We start from the raw sequence: 17,776 nt of genomic DNA on the forward strand, positions 1-17,776 counted from the left end.
TGAATCGCGAGGTTATCACCACTCTGTAACAGGAAGTTGCCATGACAAAAAATTTAGTTAGCCAGACAACGATCTCCTCTCAATAACACCGCAACCCTGTGGCGAGGGGATTTATCCCCGCTCGGCTGCGCAGCAGTCGTAAACAGATGCGTGCGCGGCGGCAGCGCAGCCCAACGGGGATAAATCCCCTCGCCACAGGACTTCTGTCTCTCTGAAGAATCTGTTCGAGAGCATTGCCGTGGTGCTGAGGCAACTTGTCACGCGGCAAACGACCACGCAGTTCATCGGCAAAAATGGGACTACTCTTTTAACGTTGCTTGATCCAGATCAAGACCTCAGACGGAATTGATCCGGTGGCCTGTTGGCCAGACTCCCTGCGTTGCGATGGTTGTTAAAAAAGAACGAATCAGAATTCGCCGCACTCCATATCCGTGGGGGCAGTAGGTGCAAGGGCCAAAAGCCCCGACGCCGGTATTACCTGACAGAGGAAGACTTATGTTCGGTTTAGAGGCACTCGATCTCGCCCGAATTCAGTTCGCGTTCACCATCTCGTTCCATATCCTGTTCCCGGCCATCACCATTGGCCTGGCGAGTTACCTTGCGGTGCTCGAAGGCCTGTGGCTGAAAACCCACAACGACACCTACCGTGATCTCTACCATTTCTGGTCGAAAATCTTTGCCGTCAACTTCGGCATGGGGGTGGTGTCCGGGTTGGTCATGGCTTACCAGTTCGGCACCAACTGGAGTCGTTTCTCGGACTTCGCCGGTTCCGTCACCGGGCCCTTGCTGACTTATGAAGTGCTCACGGCCTTCTTCCTCGAGGCCGGTTTCCTCGGCGTGATGCTGTTCGGCTGGAACAAGGTCGGGCGCGGTCTGCACTTCTTCTCCACCGTGATGGTGGCGATCGGCACGCTGATCTCGACCTTCTGGATTCTTGCCTCCAACAGCTGGATGCAGACCCCGCAGGGCTTCGAGATCGTCAACGGCCAGGTGATTCCCACCGACTGGCTGGCCATCATCTTCAACCCGTCGTTCCCCTATCGCCTGATGCACATGGCAACCGCAGCGTTTGTTGCCACGGCGTTCTTCGTGGGCTCGTCGGCGGCCTGGCACCTGCTGCGCGGCAAGGACAATCCGGCAATCCGCACCATGCTGTCGATGGCGATGTGGATGGCGTTGATCGTTGCACCGATCCAGGCGGTCATCGGTGACTTCCACGGCCTCAACACTCTTGAGCATCAGCCGGCGAAAATCGCCGCGATTGAAGGTCACTGGGAAAACAAAGGCGACGAAGCGACACCCCTGATTCTGTTCGGCTGGCCGGACATGAAAGAAGAGAAGACCAAATTTGCCGTGGAAATCCCCTACCTCGGCAGCCTGATCCTGACCCACTCGCTGGACAAACAGGTGCCGGCACTCAAGGAGTTCCCGCCTGAGGACCGGCCCAACTCGACCATCGTGTTCTGGTCGTTCCGGATCATGGTCGGCCTCGGTTTCCTGATGATCTTCACCGGTCTGTGGAGTCTGTGGCTACGCAAACGCGACACGCTCTACACCTCGCGGCCGTTCCTGTACCTGGCGTTGTGGATGGGGCCTTCCGGTCTGATCGCGATCCTGGCGGGCTGGTTCACCACCGAGATCGGCCGCCAGCCGTGGGTGGTCTACGGCCTGATGCGCACGGCGGACGCTTCGTCGAATCACAGCTTCATGCAGATGAGCATCACCCTGATCATGTTCGTGCTGGTGTACTTCGCACTGTTCGGTGCAGGGCTTGGCTACATGATGCGCCTGGTGCGCAAAGGGCCGAAAACCGACGAAGGCAAGGAAACCAACGACGGTGGTCCTGGCCAGAAACGCACACCGGCGCGGCCGTTGTCTGCGGCTGATGATGAAGGCACCGACGCTGACCAGGCGCGCAGCCTGGAAAAGGAGATTTGACTCATGGGTATTGATCTTCCGCTGATCTGGGCCGTGATCATCATCTTCGGCATCATGATGTACGTGGTCATGGACGGCTTCGACCTGGGGATCGGCATTCTCTTCCCGTTCATCCCGGGCAAGACTGATCGTGACGTGATGATGAACACTGTCGCCCCGGTCTGGGACGGTAACGAGACCTGGCTGGTGCTGGGCGGCGCGGCGCTGTTCGGCGCGTTCCCACTGGCTTATTCGGTGGTGTTGTCGGCACTTTATCTGCCGCTGATCTTCATGCTGATCGGCCTGATTTTCCGCGGTGTGGCCTTCGAGTTCCGCTTCAAGGCCAAGGACGACAAACGGCATCTGTGGGACAAGGCCTTTATCGGCGGCTCGGTGGCGGCGACGTTCTTTCAGGGCGTGGCGCTGGGGGCGTTCATTGATGGCTTGCCGGTGGTCAATCGCCAGTTCGCCGGCGGTTCACTGGACTGGCTGACACCGTTCACGCTGTTCTGCGGCGCCGCGCTGGTGGTGGCGTACGCCTTGCTCGGCTGCACCTGGCTGATCATGAAAACCGAGGGCAAGTTGCAGGAACAGATGCACGATCTGGCGCGCCCGCTGGCCTTCGTGCTGCTGGCGGTGATCGGTGTCGTCAGCCTCTGGACGCCGCTGGCCCATCCGGAAATCGCCACGCGCTGGTTCAGCATGCCGAACCTGTTCTGGTTCATGCCGGTGCCGATTCTGGTGTTGGTGACAATGTACGGGCTGATCCGTGCCGTGGCGCGCAACGCCAACTACATGCCGTTCCTGCTGACCCTGGTGCTGATCTTCCTCGGCTACAGCGGTCTGGGCATCAGCCTGTGGCCGAACATCGTGCCGCCGTCGATCTCGATCTGGGACGCCGCCGCACCGCCGCAAAGCCAGGGCTTCATGCTGGTAGGCACGCTGTTCATCATCCCGTTCATCCTGGGTTACACCTTCTGGAGCTACTACGTGTTCCGCGGCAAGGTCACCCATGAAGACGGCTATCACTAGCACCTGTGGGATCTGGCTTGCCCGCGATGGTGTCGTCACTGGCGCCATCGACCTGACTGAGGATCGCAACAATGACCGGCAAACATTCGCTGCACGACATTGAACAAGCCGAAAAAAAACCGCTGTGGCAGCGGCTCGGCTGGCTGGCCCTGATCTGGCTCGGCAGTGTGGGCGTGCTGTTTATCGCCGCCAGCCTGATGCGCATGTTCATGAACGCAGCAGGCCTGACGACGCACTGAAGCACTCCGTCCCGGCGCCTTCGGGTACGGATTTGAAACCCTCCATCTGGAGGGTTTTTTTTTGCCTCGGGTTTATTTGCGGGCTTTGAGGATGACGAATTTCGGCGTGGCCGCGACTTGCTCGACGCCGCGGAACAGCCGCGCCAGTTTGCTGTGATAACCCAGGTGACGATTGCCGACGATGTACAGCGCTCCGCCGACCACCAGCGCCTCGCGGGCCTGCTGGAACATGCGCCAGGCGAGGAAATCGCCGACCACCTGCTGCTGATGGAACGGTGGGTTGCACAGCACCACGTCCAGCGATTGCGCCGCTTGCCCGGCCAGGCCATCACCGGCCCGGACGGTCACGTCGCGATCGCCGAGGGCCGCATGCCAGTTTTCCGCAGCTGATTGCACTGCCATGAACGATTCATCGACCAGCGTGTAATGTGCCTCGGGGTTTTGCAGGGCGCTGGCAATTGCCAGCACACCGTTACCGCAGCCCAGGTCGGCGACTTGCGCACTGCCGAGGTTCTTGGGCAGATGCGGTAGGAAGGCGCGGGTGCCGATGTCGAGACCTTCGCGGCAGAACACGTTGGCGTGGTTGAGCAATTCGATCGCCGGTTCCTCGAGGCGGTAGCGCGACGGGTAGGGCGAGCTCGCCGGGACTTTCGCTTCTGGCGTCGCGATCAGCAGGCGAGCCTTTTTCACTGCCAGTGAGGCTTGCACCGGACCGATGTAGCGTTCCAGCAGATCGCCAGCGGCGCGTGGCAAGTGCTTGACCATCGCCGCAGCAATAACCTGCGCACCCGGCGCCAGTTGTCCTTGCAGGCGGATCAATTGTTCTTCGAGCAGTGCCAGGGTTTTCGGTACGCGGATCAGCACGCGATCAAACGGCCCGACCAGCGGTTCACTCGCCGGGATGCCGCGAATGGCGTCGAACGCCTGGCCATTGCGCAGCAGATTCTTCTCCAGTCCCTGAAAGCCCAGAAACGAATCGCCGCTGCTGACCACATCGACGTTGCCCAGCAGGCTGGCCGCCAGCGCACCGAAACTGTCATTGAGCACCAGTACCCGGGTGTCGGCCGTCGGCTGCTGCGCAGCCAGATGATTGAGCAGGTATTCGTCGGCGGCATCGAAGGCTTGCAGCGGTTCGTTCTGCTGTTCGGGCTGGCGGATCAGGTCGAGTTGGGCGAAAGGCGTATCGAGCAAAGGCATGGGGCGGGGACTCAGGGTAATCGGGGGATGTCCCGCTGCCTGTACCGTGCGGCGGAACCGACCGAGTGAACTGCAGTGCGAACAGCTCGCCTTATCACTCGGAAAGGTCACAAATGGTACGTTTTTTTCTCTGGAAATACTCGCAGGTTTTAATTTTGGTGCAAGGTGTCGGGTCTAGATGATGCCGGCTCTGGCGGCCGCTATGACGGCAGAAATTTTGTTGCAGACATGGAGTTTCTCGATCACGTTTTGCACGTGATAGTTCACCGTGCGCTCGCTCAGGCTGAGGATTTTCGAAATCTCATAGGCCGTTTTGCCTCCGGCGGATAATTGCAGAACCTCCAGTTCCCGTGGGGACAGGCGCGGTTGGCTAGGTTTGGCGGGCCGTGTGGGGAGTGTCCGAGCGAACAACTCACTCAGGTGGCTGGTGGCATAGAACATGTAGCCAAAATGCTCATACAGCTCGAGCGGGCTGATCGGGCAATGCTTTCGGGCCAGGCTGAGGATGCTGCACAAGCCACTCTCCTCGTGGTGAAACGCTTGAGACCAGCCATGTTGCAGGCCATATTGCTGCAGCGCACCCCACAACTCCGGGGTATCTTTATATACCGCTTTATCCCAGACGATGGGCATCATTGAATGATTGCAGTGTGCTATTACCGGGTCGATTTTCTTGTATTCGTTCAATTCATATTGCAGGTTCCATTCTTGAGGGTAGTTGTTGATTTGCAAAGGATTAAGATGCATTTCCCGTTGGGGCGAAGTAACTGAAACTGCACAGAAGTTAAACCCGAGGTTTTCGGCGAATCTCAGCAAGATGGGATAGGCCGTATCTATTTCCTTTGCGAAAGTCAGTTGCTTTAACTGCGACTCCTTCCACGTTTCCATTACAAGTTCTCCATGATTGTAGCGGGGGTGCGAATGGATCCAAAAATCCGGCACGCTCCGGAGTGTAGGACGTTTCTTACGGCAGGTAATAAATTATTTTGGTCTTGAAAGTGAAAAAGTATTCATTAAGCGTTCTTAGCGACGGATGAGTTCTGATATTTAAATCGTCATCTTAAGGGTGTCGTTATCGCTCCGCTGCGAACCGTCCAAATAATTTTAATTATTTCTAATGTGGGTGCAGTGGCGAATACCATTAGCAATCATCGGTGTTTAGACCGGCGGTTTTGCGGGACACTGGCGGCAATCGTTCAATGGAGCGCCCCATGACCGCCACTGCAGAGAAATACACCACACAGACCCTGCTTGATGTACGGCCCTTGACCCCAAGCCTGTTCACCTTGCGTACCAGCCGCGATGCAGGCTTTCGCTTTCGGGCGGGGCAGTTCGCCAGGCTGGGGGTGAACAAGGCTGACGGCAGCATCGTCTGGCGTGCTTATTCGATGGTGTCGTCACCGTTCGACGAGTTTCTCGAGTTCTTTTCCATTGTGGTCCCGGGTGGCGAGTTCACCAGCGAACTGAGCCGCTTGCAGGCGGGGGACACGTTGCTGGTCGACCGTCAGGCATTCGGTTATCTGACCCTGGATCGTTTCAGCGACGGGCGGGATTTGTGGCTGTTGGCCACTGGCACAGGCGTGGCGCCGTTTCTGTCGATCCTGCAGGACTTCGAGGTCTGGGAGAAATTCGAGCGCATTATTCTGGTGTACAGCGTGCGCGAGGCACGGGAACTGGCCTACCAGCCATTGCTGGCCGAACTGGCGCAGCGCGATTACCTCAGCGAGTACGCGCACAAGTTGCAGTTCATCCCGACGGTGACCCGTGAAGCGCACCCCGGTGCGTTGAGCGGACGCATCACCACGCTGATCGAAAACGGTGAGCTGGAGCGTGCAGCCGGCGTGGAAATCTCGCCCGAGCATTCGCGGGTGATGCTGTGCGGCAATCCGCAAATGATCGACGACACGCGCGCGCTGTTGAAAAAGCGCCACATGAGTCTTGCCCTGAGCCGCCGGCCGGGCCAGGTGGCGGTGGAAAACTACTGGTAAACAAACGGCGCCCGAAGGCGCCGTCTGTTTGTCGTGCAGGGTTCAGGGCCGGTTGTTCTGGGCCTTGAGCAGATCGCGGATCTCGCCGAGCAATTCCTCTTCCTTGGTCGGAACCGGTGGCAGCGTCGGGGCCACGGCCTCTTCGCGCTTGAGGCGATTGATGGCTTTGACGCCCATGAAAATCGCGAACGCGACGATCATGAAGTCGAGAATGCTCTGGATGAATTTGCCGTAGGCCATCACGACCGCAGGGGCGCTGCCCTCGGCGGCCTTGAGCGTTATGGCGAGATCGCTGAAGTCCACCCCGCCGATCAACAAGCCGATCGGCGGCATGATCACGTCACCGACAAACGACGAAACAATCTTGCCGAAGGCTGCACCGATGATGATACCGACGGCCATGTCGACCACATTGCCTTTGACCGCGAAGGCCTTGAACTCACTTAGCACGCCCATAGGTTATTTCCTTGTTACAGATGAGTTTGGTGTACGCAGTGTAAATCAGCAAAACGCGTCCTGCGCGAAACACCTTCTTACAATGCCCGTTTTTATCGACACATTAATCGACGAATAGTTTGCAAAGTGCCACTAATCGCGCGCGAAATACGCCGTAACTCGCTGATCGGGAAGCTAAATTTCTCAATCATCGAGTTACGAACTTTCTATTTATGTTTGCCGGTTTTGCCCTCTAGCCTCTGATTGGCGCACCTGGATGCGCCCAAAAAACCAGAGGAACCTGATATGAATCCCACGCTTGGCTTAGGGGCATTTCCCCATCGCCGTACTCTTGGTGTACTCACCGCCAGCCTGTTGACCTTCTCCGTACACGCCGCGCCCCTGACCCGGGACAACGGTGCGGCGGTGGGCGACAACCAGAACTCGCAAACCGCCGGAGCCAATGGCCCGGTGCTGCTGCAGGATGTGCAATTGATCCAGAAGCTGCAGCGGTTCGACCGCGAGCGAATCCCCGAGCGCGTGGTGCATGCCCGCGGTACCGGCGCCCATGGCACCTTCACGGTGACCAATGATCTGAGCGACCTGAGCAAGGCCAAGGTGTTCGCCGCCGGCCAGAGCACCCCGGTGTTCGTGCGTTTTTCCGCCGTGGTGCACGGCAACCACTCCCCCGAAACCCTGCGTGATCCGCGCGGTTTCGCCACCAAGTTCTATACCGCCGATGGTAACTGGGATCTGGTCGGCAACAATTTTCCGACGTTCTTCATTCGCGATGCGATCAAATTCCCGGATATGGTGCATGCGTTCAAGCCCGATCCGCGCACCAATCTGGATGACGACTCGCGTCGTTTCGACTTCTTCTCCCATGTGCCGGAAGCGACGCGCACCCTGACCGAGCTGTATTCAAATTCGGGAACGCCGGCCAGTTATCGCGAGATGGACGGTAACGGTGTACATGCCTACAAGTTGATCAATGCCAAAGGCGAAGTGCATTACGTCAAGTTCCACTGGAAGAGTTTGCAGGGGATCAATAACCTCACGCCGAAAGAAGTCAGCAAAGTTCAGGGTCAGGATTACAGTCATATGACCAACGATCTTGTAACTAACATTAATAAAGGTAACTTCCCTAAATGGGACTTGTACATTCAAGTGCTGAAACCACAAGATTTGTCCAAGTTTGATTTTGACCCGCTGGATGCAACCAAGATCTGGCCGGGTATTGCAGAGCGGAAAGTTGGACAAATGGTGTTGAACCGTAATCCGGCTAATGTGTTTCAGGAAACTGAACAAGTAGCGATGGCACCGGCCAATGTTGTGCCGGGAATCGAACCTTCGGAAGATCGCTTATTGCAAGGTCGCGTATTCTCTTATGCCGATACTCAGATGTATCGCCTGGGTGCCAATGCGCTGCAACTGCCGATCAACGCCCCTAAAGTTGCGGTCAATAACGGCAATCAGGATGGTGCGATGAACTTCGGCGCAACGCAGTCTGGCGTGAATTACCAGCCGAGCCGTCTGCAACCGCGCGAAGAGCCGCGAGACGCCCGTTACAGCCAGTTGGCACTGTCGGGCAGCACCCAGCAGGCGAAGATCCAGCGCGAGCAGAACTTCAAGCAGGCCGGCGATCTGTACCGTTCCTTCAACAAGCAGGAGCGTCAGGACCTGATCGACAATTTCGGCGGCTCCCTGGCCACCACCGATGACGAGAGCAAGCACATCATTCTGTCCTTCCTTTATAAGGCCGATCCGGAATACGGCACCGGCGTGACCAAAGTGGCCAAGGGTGACCTGGGCCGGGTCAAGGCACTGGCGGCGAAACTGGTCGACTGATCCCGACGCCATGCAATGCGGGGCCTGATTCAGGCCCCGTTCTACCCAAGGAGAGCGTTTATGCGTCCTTATCTTTTACTGTTGCTCGGATGCCTGTCCTTCGCAGCGCAGGCCGAACAGAGCCCCGAGGCGATCAAGGCACAACTGCAGGACTACTATTTTGATGCCGCCCGCCGCGGTGATGTGCCGATGCTCGACACCTTCATCGAGTCCGGCTATTCCCTCGATACCCGCGACAGCAAGGGCTACACCGCGTTGATTCTGGCGGCGTATCACGGCCAGGGCGCGGCAGTAGACCGCTTGCTGGCGGCGGGCGCTGATGCCTGCGCGCAGGACCAGCGTGGCAACACGGCGCTGATGGGCGCAATTTTCAAAGGCGAGATCCAGATCGCCCGGCGATTGATGGCCACCGATTGCAATGCCGACCAGCGCAATGGCGCCGGACAGACTGCGGCGATGTACGCCGGGCTGTTCAAGCGCGTCGAATTGCTCGACGCGCTCAAGGCCAAAGGGGCCGACCTCAATGCCGAAGACCCGCTGGGCAACAGCGCCGCGCGTCTGGCCAGTGGCGAGATCCGTACTGCCGCGCCGCGCTGAGCTGCGGCGTCTGCGTTATCATCGCGGTTTTGCTCCGGGGGTTCAGATGGCCAAGGCCAAGCGCATGTATGGCTGCACCGAATGCGGCGCAACATTTCCCAAATGGGCCGGGCAGTGCGGTGAATGCGGTGCCTGGAACACCCTGACCGAAACCATGATCGAAAGCGGCGGGGCGACAGCGCCGACCGGGCGCACCGGCTGGGCTGGACAACAGGCGCAGATCAAGACCCTGGCCGAAGTCAGCATCGAAGAGATTCCGCGTTTTTCCACCGCCTCCGGTGAACTGGATCGCGTGCTGGGTGGCGGTCTGGTCGACGGTTCCGTGGTGCTGATCGGTGGTGATCCCGGTATCGGCAAGTCGACGATTCTGTTGCAGACCCTGTGCAATCTCGCCAAGAGCATGCCGGCGCTGTACGTCACCGGCGAAGAGTCCCAGCAACAAGTGGCCATGCGTGCCCGCCGTCTCGGGTTGCCTCAGGATCAACTGCGGGTGATGACCGAAACCTGCATCGAAACCATCATCGCCACGGCCCGTCAGGAAAAACCCAAGGTGATGGTGATCGACTCGATCCAGACGATCTTCACCGAGCAATTGCAATCGGCGCCCGGCGGCGTTTCGCAAGTGCGTGAGAGTGCGGCGTTGCTGGTGCGCTACGCCAAGCAAAGCGGCACCGCGATTTTCCTCGTTGGCCACGTCACCAAGGAAGGCGCACTCGCCGGCCCCCGGGTGCTTGAGCACATGGTCGACACCGTGCTGTATTTCGAGGGCGAATCCGATGGCCGGTTGCGCTTGCTGCGCGCGGTGAAGAACCGTTTCGGTGCGGTCAATGAACTGGGCGTGTTCGGCATGACCGACAAGGGCCTTAAAGAGGTTTCCAACCCATCGGCGATTTTCCTCACCCGCGCCCAGGAAGAAGTCCCGGGCAGTGTGGTAATGGCGACGTGGGAAGGCACCCGGCCGATGCTGGTGGAAGTGCAGGCGCTGGTCGATGACAGCCATCTGGCCAACCCGCGTCGGGTGACGCTGGGGCTGGATCAGAACCGCCTGGCGATGTTGCTCGCGGTGCTGCATCGCCACGGCGGCATTCCGACCCACGATCAGGACGTGTTCCTCAACGTGGTCGGTGGGGTCAAGGTGCTGGAAACAGCGTCCGACCTGGCGTTGATGGCGGCGGTGATGTCGAGCCTGCGCAACCGGCCGCTGCCCCATGATCTGCTGGTGTTTGGCGAAGTGGGCCTGTCGGGCGAGGTGCGTCCGGTGCCGAGCGGGCAGGAGCGCTTGAAAGAAGCTGCCAAGCATGGCTTCAAACGGGCGATCGTGCCGAAGGGCAATGCGCCGAAGGAATCCCCGTCGGGTTTGCAGATCATCGCCGTGACCCGCCTCGAACAGGCCCTCGACGCGCTCTTCGAATAACTTGAACCCACCGCATAACCTGTAGGCGCTGGCCAGCCAGCGCCTACAGGGTTCAATTGTGGATTCTAGATTTCGATCAGGGCACCCAGTTCGCGCTCCAGTTCGGCTTCGTCAGCCAGGTTCAGCTCGATCAGCCGCCGCAAGCGCTGGATCGATTCCAGGCCGATATGCCGGCAGACAAAGCCCAACTGACCCTGATCTTCATGGGCCAGATGCACATCCATCTGGATATCGACGTCATCGCTCAGATGGATGTCGACGAAAAAATCCTGCTCCGCATTCCCCAGCCACGGCTCGGGCCGCTCGATCAGCAGCCCTTTGAGTGACAGGTCGATCAGCTTGACCGGCCAGATGAATTGGCCCTGACTCAGCTCGGTTCTGGCATCGAACGCAATACGTTTGAAGCGACGGCGATTGGCTGGGTGTTCGCTCATGACGCAATCCTCGGAAGAGTTCGCTGACTATAGACCCGACCAATGGGTGCCTGCCAATCAACCAAGCGTCTAGACCAATGTCGGGGTATGGCCTTTGGCGCCAGTAGCGCTAAACTCGGGGTGGCTGTCTTTCTTGTCCACCCTGGCTGGAATAATAAAATGAAAAATAATAATAGCCTGCTGCGCCACTTACCCTGGCTAGTGCTGGCAATCGTAGGAGCGTGCGCCCTGGGCGTAGTGGCATTACGCCGAGGAGAGGCGATCAACGCCTTGTGGATCGTGGTTGCTGCCGTGGCCATTTATCTGGTCGCGTACCGTTACTACAGTCTGTTCATCGCCAACAACGTGATGCAACTCGACCCGCGTCGGGCCACCCCCGCCGTGCTCAACAACGACGGTCTGGACTATGTGCCGACCAATAAACACATTCTTTTCGGTCACCACTTCGCAGCGATTGCTGGCGCAGGGCCTCTGGTCGGCCCAGTGCTGGCGGCGCAGATGGGGTATCTGCCCGGCACGCTGTGGCTGATTGCCGGCGTGGTGCTGGCGGGCGCTGTGCAGGATTTCATGGTCCTGTTCATGTCGACCCGGCGCAACGGCCGTTCCCTGGGTGACATGGTGCGTGAGGAAATGGGCCGTATCCCCGGCACCATTGCCCTGTTCGGCTGCTTCCTGATCATGATCATCATCCTCGCGGTGCTGGCGCTGATCGTGGTCAAGGCGCTGGCCGAGAGCCCGTGGGGCATCTTCACCGTGATGGCGACCATCCCGATCGCGATGTTCATGGGCATTTACATGCGCTACATCCGCCCGGGCCGCATCGGCGAGATCTCCGTGGTCGGCGTATTGCTGCTGCTCGGGTCGATCTGGCTCGGTGGGCAGATTGCCGCTGATCCGGTGTGGGCCAAGGCGTTCACCTTCACTGGCGTGCAGATTACCTGGATGCTGGTCGGTTACGGCTTTGTGGCTGCATCGCTACCGGTGTGGCTGATTCTGGCGCCGCGTGACTATCTGTCGACTTTCCTCAAGATCGGTACCATTGTCGCCTTGGCGATCGGCATTCTGGTGACCATGCCCGAGCTGAAAATGCCGGCACTGACCCAGTTCGTCGACGGCACCGGCCCGGTGTGGAAGGGCGGTCTGTTCCCGTTCCTGTTCATCACCATCGCTTGCGGTGCGGTGTCCGGTTTCCATGCACTGATTTCTTCGGGCACCACGCCGAAGCTTTTGGATAACGAAACCAACGCCCGTTACATCGGTTACGGCGGCATGCTGATGGAGTCGTTCGTGGCGATCATGGCCATGGTTGCCGCTTCGGTGATCGAGCCAGGCGTGTACTTCGCCATGAACAGCCCGGCCGCCGTGGTCGGCAGTGATGCCGCGTCAGTGGCGCAAATGGTCACGAGCTGGGGCTTCGCGATCACGCCGGAAGCGCTGCAAGCCGTGGCTCACGACATCGGCGAGACCACCATTCTGGCCCGTGCCGGTGGTGCGCCGACCCTGGCGGTCGGTATCGCGCAGATCCTGCACAGTGTCCTGCCGGGTGAAAACACCATGGCGTTCTGGTACCACTTCGCGATCCTGTTCGAAGCCCTGTTCATCCTCACCGCTGTCGACGCCGGTACCCGTGCCGGTCGTTTCATGCTGCAGGACTTGCTCGGCTCCTTTGTGCCGGCGCTGAAACGCACCGAATCGTGGACCGCCAACCTGATTGCCACCGCCGGTTGTGTGGCGATGTGGGGCTGGTTGCTGTATCAAGGCGTGATCGACCCATTGGGCGGCATCAACACCTTGTGGCCACTGTTCGGTATCTCCAACCAGATGCTGGCCGGTATCGCGCTGATGCTCGGCACCGTGGTCCTGATCAAAATGAAGCGCCAGCGCTACATTTGGGTCACTCTGCTGCCAGCCACCTGGCTGCTGATCTGCACCACCACGGCGGGCTTCATCAAGTTGTTCGACGCCAACCCGGCGATCGGCTTCCTGTCGCTGGCCAAGAAATACAGCGATGCGCTGGCCAATGGTCAGGTGCTGGCACCGGCGAAGAGCGTTGAGCAGATGCAGCACGTGATCTTCAACGCTTACACCAACGCAACGCTTACCGTGCTGTTCCTGTTCGTGGTCTTCAGCATCCTGTTCTACGCGCTCAAGGTCGGCATCGCCGCCTGGGGCAAAAAAGAGCGTACGGATAAAGAATCGCCATTCCAGGCTCTGCCGGATGCGTAACCAGAGGATTGCACCATGTTCAATGACCTGAGTCGCCTCGGTAAATACCTCGGTCAGGCCGCGCGCCTGATGGTCGGCATGCCCGACTACGACACCTACGTCGAGCATATGCAAACCAAACACCCGGACAAACCGGTGATGAGCTACGAGATGTTCTTTCGCGAACGTCAGGAAGCCCGTTACGGTGGCAAGGGTGGGCCGAAGTGCTGTTGAGCTGACAGCGCAAGGTTGAGGTAATCCCTGTGGGAGCGAGCCTGCTCGCGAATACGGAGTGTCAGTTGATGAATAATTTGACTGGCACACCGCTTTCGCGAGCAAGCTCGCTCCCACATTTGTTTTTGTGTTGTTCATTCATTTGAAGGAGATCGAGTTTTGTCTTCTCCCATCCCCGTAACGGTACTCAGCGGTTTTCTCGGCGCCGGCAAGACCACCTTGCTGCGGCACCTGCTCAAAGCCGAGCACGGCCTGAAAATCGCCGTGATCGAAAACGAATTCAGCGACGCCGGCATCGACACTCAGTTGCTGGGTGATGAGCCGGTGCAAGTCATGACCCTGGCCAACGGCTGCGTCTGCTGCACCATTCACACTGACCTGACCAAGGCCCTGTACCTGCTGCTCGAACGCCTGGACAGCGGCGAAATCGCCTTCGACCGTCTGGTGATCGAGTGCACTGGCCTGGCCGACCCGGCCCCGGTGGCGCAAACCTTCTTTATTGAGGAAGAACTGCGCGAGCGCTACCTGCTTGACGGCATCATTACCCTGGTGGATGCCGCCCACGCCGATCTGCACCTGACCCAGACCATCGCCCAGGCACAGATCGGTTTCGCCGACCGCTTGCTGGTGAGCAAGACCGATCTGGTGGACGAGGCGACGTTCACCGCGCTGAGCGAACGCCTGACGCGAATCAACCGTCGTGCGCCGATCCGCGTGGTCGAGCATGGCAACATCAATCTGGCTGAACTGCTGGATGTGCGTGGTTTCAACCTCAACGCTGATCTTGGTGGCGGGGTGAGTCTGCGTCCGGTCAGCAAGGCGCCCTCCATCGACCGTATCTCCAGCCTGGTGCTGCGCACTGAGCAACCGCTGGATATCGATCAGCTCAGCGAGTTCATGAATGAGCTGCTGGAAGACCACGGCAAGCAATTGCTGCGCTACAAAGGCGTGCTGAACATCGCTGGTGAGGATCGGCGCCTGGTGTTTCAGGGCGTGCTGAAACTCTATGGTTTCGACTGGGATACCGAATGGGCCGAGGGTGAGGCGCGGGAAAGCGTAATTGTGTTTATTGCCGATGATTTGCCGGAAGAGAAGATTCGGGCGGGGTTTGCCAAAGTGGCTTCTGCCTGATGGATCTTGGTTGTCAGTGATGGCCTCTTCGCGAGCAAGCTCGCTCCCACAGGAGACCGTATTCTGTCCAGAGGAATGCGGTCAACTGTGGGAGCGAGCTTGCTCGCGAAGGCGATCTAACCGACAGCACAATGCTCAAGGTCTGAACCGAGCAGTGCCTGTTCAAGATGATCCAGATGTCGATTCATCAGCATCCCGGCCGTGGAAGCATCGCCTCGCTCCACCGCCTCGATCAGCGCCAGATGCTCCTGCCACGCGCAACAGCTGTGCGTCTGGCGCTCACTTCGCGCAATCGCCAATGACGTCAGCGGCACCAGGCTGCCGAGAAAATGCGCCAGCGGGGCATTCCCCGCCATTTGCGCCAACTGCAGATGAAACTCTCCGGACAAGCGAATCGCCGCCCCCCGCCGATCCTGTTCGACGGCCAGGCGCTCGCGCTCGATCAGCGTGCGCACGCGCTTCAAAGCGTCTGCCTGCGGGCGCTGGCAGGCCAGATACACCAGCGTGCTTTCGGTCAGGCGCCGCGCCTGCAGAGCTTGCCGTGTCTGCTCCGGATCCGGTTCCGCCACCCGTGGCCGGTGATTGGCCCGCAGCACGATGATGTGCTCATGTGACAGTTGGGTCAGTACCCGGCGCACGTCTGCACGGCTGGCGCCGAACATGTCTTTCAGGCTGTCTTCGGTAAAACGGCTGGCCGAATGGATGCGCCGCTCGAGAATCGCATCGAACAGTCGCGGATACAGATCCGCCGCCGGTGCGCGCGGGCGGGAGAAGGGCAGGGGCGTCGGGGGCTGGCGAGTGGGCGACGCTGCGGCAAAACTGTTCATGGCCTGTCTCCAGTAGGGGTCAGCGACTCAAGTGGTCATCCGGAATATTCAGTTCGATACCCATCCGCTGGCCCTCACGCAGAATGTGCCGACGCATTTCGGCGCTGGCCTGGGCGCTGTTCTTGCTGCGGATGGCGCGTACCACCGCCTCGTTTTCTTCCAGGCGTTCGGCCAAGTGTTCGGGCGAATTGCGCAGCACTTCGGCGCTTTGCTTGAGGGCGTTGCTGGTCTGTTGCACCACGCTCTGGAAGATCGGGTTGGAGGTCAGGGTGAACAATTCTTCGTGAAAGGCGATGTAGGCGCTGACTCCGGCTTCGCTGTCGCCCGCTTCCAGCGCTTCGCGCATGTCCATCAAGGTCAGGCGCAGTTGCCCGACTTCCTTGCTGCTGATCGACTGCGCCACCAGACCGACGATGAACGGTTCCAGGGTGTAGCGCAGTTGCAGCACGTCTTCGAGGCTGGCGCCGGCGACTGCGCTGTCGTGATTCTGGCTGTCGCTCATTTGCGCATCGAGCACGACCACGCCTTTGCCCGGCATCGAGCGTACAAGGCCGAGGGTTTCCAGGACGATGACCGCTTCGCGCAGGCTTGGGCGGCTGATGCCCAGTTGCTCGGCCAGTTCGCGCTGGCCCGGCAGCATCTCGCCGGAGCGCCACTGGCCACGGGCGAGGGCGCTGCGCAGTTTTTCTACGACTGAGTTGACGACGGTTGATGTGGTAATCACTTGTCTTGCTCCATGTGCCCGTCAGGAGCCGGCAAACGAAGATCAAAAGATCGCAGCCTGCGGCAGCTCCTGCAGGAGTTAAATCAGAACTCTTGCTGGTGCGCCGGAGTTGCTGTTTTACGCGGTTGAAAGGTGTAGCCCTGCTGACCGCTGAGTACTTTGTTTGCGCGTTGCACGTCGATGTCCTTTTCCCAACGGGCGATGGCCACGGTGGCGACACAGTTGCCGATCATGTTGGTCAGTGCGCGGCCGATGCCCATGAACCAGTCCACGGCCAGGACCAGCACCAGACCGACCACCGGGATTGCCGGAATCGCCGTCAGCGTGGCCGCCAGAATCACCAGTGCCGAGCCGGGAATGCCGTGGGCGCCTTTGGAGGTGATCAGCGACACCAGCAGAATGGTCAGCAAGTCGGTCATGGCCAGTGGTGTGCCGGTGGCGTTGGCGATAAACACAATCGCCAGGGTCAGGTAGATCGAAAAACCGTCGAGGTTGAACGAGTAGCCAGTGGGGATCACCAGGCCGACCGTCGAGCTGCCAATGCCGAGATGTTCAAGCTTGCGCATGATTTGTGGCAGCACGGCGTCGGAGGAGGCGGTGCCCATGACAATCAGCAATTCTTCGCGCAGGTATTTCAGCAACGGCCACAGACGCAGGCCGGACGCACGCATCACCAGACCCAGAATCACGCTGACGAACGCCATGCAGGTCAGGTAGAACAGGCCGACCAGACTGCCCAGGTGTTGCAGCGAATCGAGACCGTATTTGCTGGTGGTGAAAGCAATGGCGCCGAACACCCCGATTGGCGCCAGACGCACGATCATGCCCATGATCCGGAAAATCACATGGCTCAGTTCGTTGATCAGTCGCGAGATCCCGGATGCTGCTTCACCGACCAGATTCAAGGCACTGCCGAACAACACCGAGAACAGCAGCACTTGCAGGATGTTGTTGTCGGCGAAGGCGCCGAGCACCGAGGTCGGAATCAAATCCATCAGGAACTGGGTGGTGGTGTGTATGTGTTGACCGCGTTCGGCGATGTCGCCCATGTCGGCGGCAGACAATTGTTCAAGATGGATATTCGCGCCGCTGCCAATGCCGGTGCTGAAGGCGAATACCAGGCCGATCACCAACGCGAGGGTGGTCAGCACTTCGAAGTAGATCACCGATTTGAGGCCGATGCGCCCGACCTTTTTCAGATCACCCGCGCCGCTGATACCGCTGACCACCACGCAGAACACGATCAGGCCGATGAGCATCTTGATCAGTTTGATGAAGCCGTCGCCGAGCGGTTTGAGCTGAGCAGAGTATTCGGGAAGGGTCAGCCCGCAGACGATGCCAAGCACCAATCCGAGAACCACTTGGAGGAAGATTGAACGCGAGCACCATCTGAGCATGGGAGGAATCCTGGTCGGTGTCCTGGCTGCCGTGCGCGGGGCGCATCAGATTCAGGACTTAATTATTGTGGTCTTACCGGTATGTCCAGTGCAGGCGCAGTCTAGGATTGGTTTTGGCGGGATCGCAAGTGAAAAATGACGAATTGGCATGACCGGT

The 17,776-nt window shown here is 59.2% G+C and carries 17 protein-coding genes; 10 read left to right on the forward strand and 7 right to left on the reverse strand.

The features are described from left to right. The first annotated feature begins 495 nt into the window (after positions 1 to 495). The 3 genes from PseuLF5_RS21055 (at position 496) to PseuLF5_RS21065 (ending at position 3,188) form a co-directional block, all read left to right on the forward strand. On the forward strand, positions 496 to 1,938 hold the full coding sequence (locus PseuLF5_RS21055) for a cytochrome ubiquinol oxidase subunit I (protein ID WP_123463957.1): 1,443 nt from the start codon (positions 496 to 498) through the stop codon (positions 1,936 to 1,938). Between the two features lie 3 nt (positions 1,939 to 1,941). Then, complete coding sequence (gene cydB / locus PseuLF5_RS21060; protein WP_123463959.1) at positions 1,942 to 2,949, forward strand: cytochrome d ubiquinol oxidase subunit II; 1,008 nt, start codon at positions 1,942 to 1,944, stop codon at positions 2,947 to 2,949. Between the two features lie 71 nt (positions 2,950 to 3,020). Further along, positions 3,021 to 3,188 carry a DUF2474 domain-containing protein gene (locus PseuLF5_RS21065; RefSeq protein ID WP_123464152.1) on the forward strand — a complete coding sequence of 56 codons (168 nt, stop codon included), beginning with the start codon at positions 3,021 to 3,023 and terminating at the stop codon, positions 3,186 to 3,188. Between the two features lie 72 nt (positions 3,189 to 3,260). Here the strand turns inward: PseuLF5_RS21065 and PseuLF5_RS21070 are convergent, their stop codons facing one another. Together PseuLF5_RS21070 and PseuLF5_RS21075 are read right to left on the reverse strand one after the other, a co-directional pair. Beyond that, entirely contained in the window at positions 3,261 to 4,385 is a 1,125-nt protein-coding gene (locus PseuLF5_RS21070) for a methyltransferase (RefSeq protein ID WP_123463961.1), read from the reverse strand. Positions 4,386 to 4,559: 174 nt separating this feature from the next. Then, entirely contained in the window at positions 4,560 to 5,273 is a 714-nt protein-coding gene (locus tag PseuLF5_RS21075) for an autoinducer binding domain-containing protein (protein ID WP_123463963.1), read from the reverse strand. A 323-nt stretch (positions 5,274 to 5,596) separates the two neighbouring features. Between PseuLF5_RS21075 and PseuLF5_RS21080 the strand changes: the two genes are divergently transcribed. Further along, positions 5,597 to 6,373 (forward strand): ferredoxin--NADP reductase, encoded by a 777-nt coding sequence (locus PseuLF5_RS21080; RefSeq protein WP_340134702.1) that lies wholly within the window; start codon positions 5,597 to 5,599, stop codon positions 6,371 to 6,373. A gap of 42 nt (positions 6,374 to 6,415) precedes the next feature. On the opposite strand, the gene mscL is transcribed toward PseuLF5_RS21080, so the two are convergent. Beyond that, complete coding sequence (gene mscL / locus PseuLF5_RS21085; protein WP_128614452.1) at positions 6,416 to 6,829, reverse strand: large-conductance mechanosensitive channel protein MscL; 414 nt, start codon at positions 6,827 to 6,829, stop codon at positions 6,416 to 6,418. Positions 6,830 to 7,114: 285 nt separating this feature from the next. Between mscL and katB the strand changes: the two genes are divergently transcribed. From katB to radA, 3 genes are read left to right on the forward strand one after another with little or no spacing between them, the layout of a single operon-like run. Next, the gene (katB, locus tag PseuLF5_RS21090) at positions 7,115 to 8,656 is read left to right on the forward strand and encodes a catalase KatB (protein ID WP_123463969.1); all 1,542 of its coding nucleotides are present in this window, start codon (positions 7,115 to 7,117) and stop codon (positions 8,654 to 8,656) included. A gap of 60 nt (positions 8,657 to 8,716) precedes the next feature. Next, positions 8,717 to 9,253, forward strand: coding sequence for an ankyrin repeat domain-containing protein (locus PseuLF5_RS21095; protein WP_123463971.1), 537 nt, complete (start codon positions 8,717 to 8,719; stop codon positions 9,251 to 9,253). 46 nt (positions 9,254 to 9,299) lie between these two features. After that, complete coding sequence (gene radA / locus PseuLF5_RS21100) at positions 9,300 to 10,667, forward strand: DNA repair protein RadA (RefSeq protein WP_340134736.1); 1,368 nt, start codon at positions 9,300 to 9,302, stop codon at positions 10,665 to 10,667. 65 nt (positions 10,668 to 10,732) lie between these two features. On the opposite strand, the gene PseuLF5_RS21105 is transcribed toward radA, so the two are convergent. Further along, entirely contained in the window at positions 10,733 to 11,101 is a 369-nt protein-coding gene (locus PseuLF5_RS21105) for a PilZ domain-containing protein (RefSeq protein ID WP_128614450.1), read from the reverse strand. 159 nt (positions 11,102 to 11,260) lie between these two features. On the opposite strand from PseuLF5_RS21105, the gene PseuLF5_RS21110 reads away from it, so the two are divergent. The 3 genes from PseuLF5_RS21110 to yjiA all read left to right on the forward strand — a co-directional run bounded on the left by PseuLF5_RS21110 (position 11,261) and on the right by yjiA (position 14,671). Continuing rightward, positions 11,261 to 13,327 (forward strand): carbon starvation CstA family protein, encoded by a 2,067-nt coding sequence (locus PseuLF5_RS21110; RefSeq protein WP_123463975.1) that lies wholly within the window; start codon positions 11,261 to 11,263, stop codon positions 13,325 to 13,327. A gap of 15 nt (positions 13,328 to 13,342) precedes the next feature. Further along, positions 13,343 to 13,540, forward strand: coding sequence for a YbdD/YjiX family protein (locus tag PseuLF5_RS21115; protein ID WP_003228401.1), 198 nt, complete (start codon positions 13,343 to 13,345; stop codon positions 13,538 to 13,540). 159 nt (positions 13,541 to 13,699) lie between these two features. Further along, positions 13,700 to 14,671 (forward strand): GTPase, encoded by a 972-nt coding sequence (gene yjiA, locus PseuLF5_RS21120; protein ID WP_128614448.1) that lies wholly within the window; start codon positions 13,700 to 13,702, stop codon positions 14,669 to 14,671. 116 nt (positions 14,672 to 14,787) lie between these two features. Here the strand turns inward: yjiA and PseuLF5_RS21125 are convergent, their stop codons facing one another. From PseuLF5_RS21125 to PseuLF5_RS21135, 3 genes are all read right to left on the reverse strand, one after another. After that, complete coding sequence (locus PseuLF5_RS21125; protein WP_222834260.1) at positions 14,788 to 15,498, reverse strand: GntR family transcriptional regulator; 711 nt, start codon at positions 15,496 to 15,498, stop codon at positions 14,788 to 14,790. A gap of 19 nt (positions 15,499 to 15,517) precedes the next feature. After that, complete coding sequence (locus PseuLF5_RS21130; RefSeq protein ID WP_123463980.1) at positions 15,518 to 16,222, reverse strand: FadR/GntR family transcriptional regulator; 705 nt, start codon at positions 16,220 to 16,222, stop codon at positions 15,518 to 15,520. Positions 16,223 to 16,305: 83 nt separating this feature from the next. Further along, entirely contained in the window at positions 16,306 to 17,619 is a 1,314-nt protein-coding gene (locus PseuLF5_RS21135) for a C4-dicarboxylate transporter DctA (RefSeq protein WP_340134709.1), read from the reverse strand. Positions 17,620 to 17,776 lie beyond the last annotated feature (157 nt).

Source organism: Pseudomonas sp. LF-5 (assembly GCF_037626295.1).
Classification (GTDB): domain Bacteria; phylum Pseudomonadota; class Gammaproteobacteria; order Pseudomonadales; family Pseudomonadaceae; genus Aquipseudomonas; species Aquipseudomonas monsensis.

Bases quoted from the DNA above. Each gene is read 5' to 3' on its own strand.
- PseuLF5_RS21055 (WP_123463957.1), top strand. From the start codon at position 496: ATGTTCGGTTTAGAGGCACTCGATCTCGCCCGAATTCAGTTCGCGTTC.
- cydB (WP_123463959.1), top strand. From the start codon at position 1,942: ATGGGTATTGATCTTCCGCTGATCTGGGCCGTGATCATCATCTTCGGC.
- PseuLF5_RS21065 (WP_123464152.1), top strand. From the start codon at position 3,021: ATGACCGGCAAACATTCGCTGCACGACATTGAACAAGCCGAAAAAAAA.
- PseuLF5_RS21070 (WP_123463961.1), bottom strand. From the start codon at position 4,385: ATGCCTTTGCTCGATACGCCTTTCGCCCAACTCGACCTGATCCGCCAG.
- PseuLF5_RS21075 (WP_123463963.1), bottom strand. From the start codon at position 5,273: ATGGAAACGTGGAAGGAGTCGCAGTTAAAGCAACTGACTTTCGCAAAG.
- PseuLF5_RS21080 (WP_340134702.1), top strand. From the start codon at position 5,597: ATGACCGCCACTGCAGAGAAATACACCACACAGACCCTGCTTGATGTA.
- mscL (WP_128614452.1), bottom strand. From the start codon at position 6,829: ATGGGCGTGCTAAGTGAGTTCAAGGCCTTCGCGGTCAAAGGCAATGTG.
- katB (WP_123463969.1), top strand. From the start codon at position 7,115: ATGAATCCCACGCTTGGCTTAGGGGCATTTCCCCATCGCCGTACTCTT.
- PseuLF5_RS21095 (WP_123463971.1), top strand. From the start codon at position 8,717: ATGCGTCCTTATCTTTTACTGTTGCTCGGATGCCTGTCCTTCGCAGCG.
- radA (WP_340134736.1), top strand. From the start codon at position 9,300: ATGGCCAAGGCCAAGCGCATGTATGGCTGCACCGAATGCGGCGCAACA.
- PseuLF5_RS21105 (WP_128614450.1), bottom strand. From the start codon at position 11,101: ATGAGCGAACACCCAGCCAATCGCCGTCGCTTCAAACGTATTGCGTTC.
- PseuLF5_RS21110 (WP_123463975.1), top strand. From the start codon at position 11,261: ATGAAAAATAATAATAGCCTGCTGCGCCACTTACCCTGGCTAGTGCTG.
- PseuLF5_RS21115 (WP_003228401.1), top strand. From the start codon at position 13,343: ATGTTCAATGACCTGAGTCGCCTCGGTAAATACCTCGGTCAGGCCGCG.
- PseuLF5_RS21125 (WP_222834260.1), bottom strand. From the start codon at position 15,498: ATGAACAGTTTTGCCGCAGCGTCGCCCACTCGCCAGCCCCCGACGCCC.
- PseuLF5_RS21135 (WP_340134709.1), bottom strand. From the start codon at position 17,619: ATGCTCAGATGGTGCTCGCGTTCAATCTTCCTCCAAGTGGTTCTCGGA.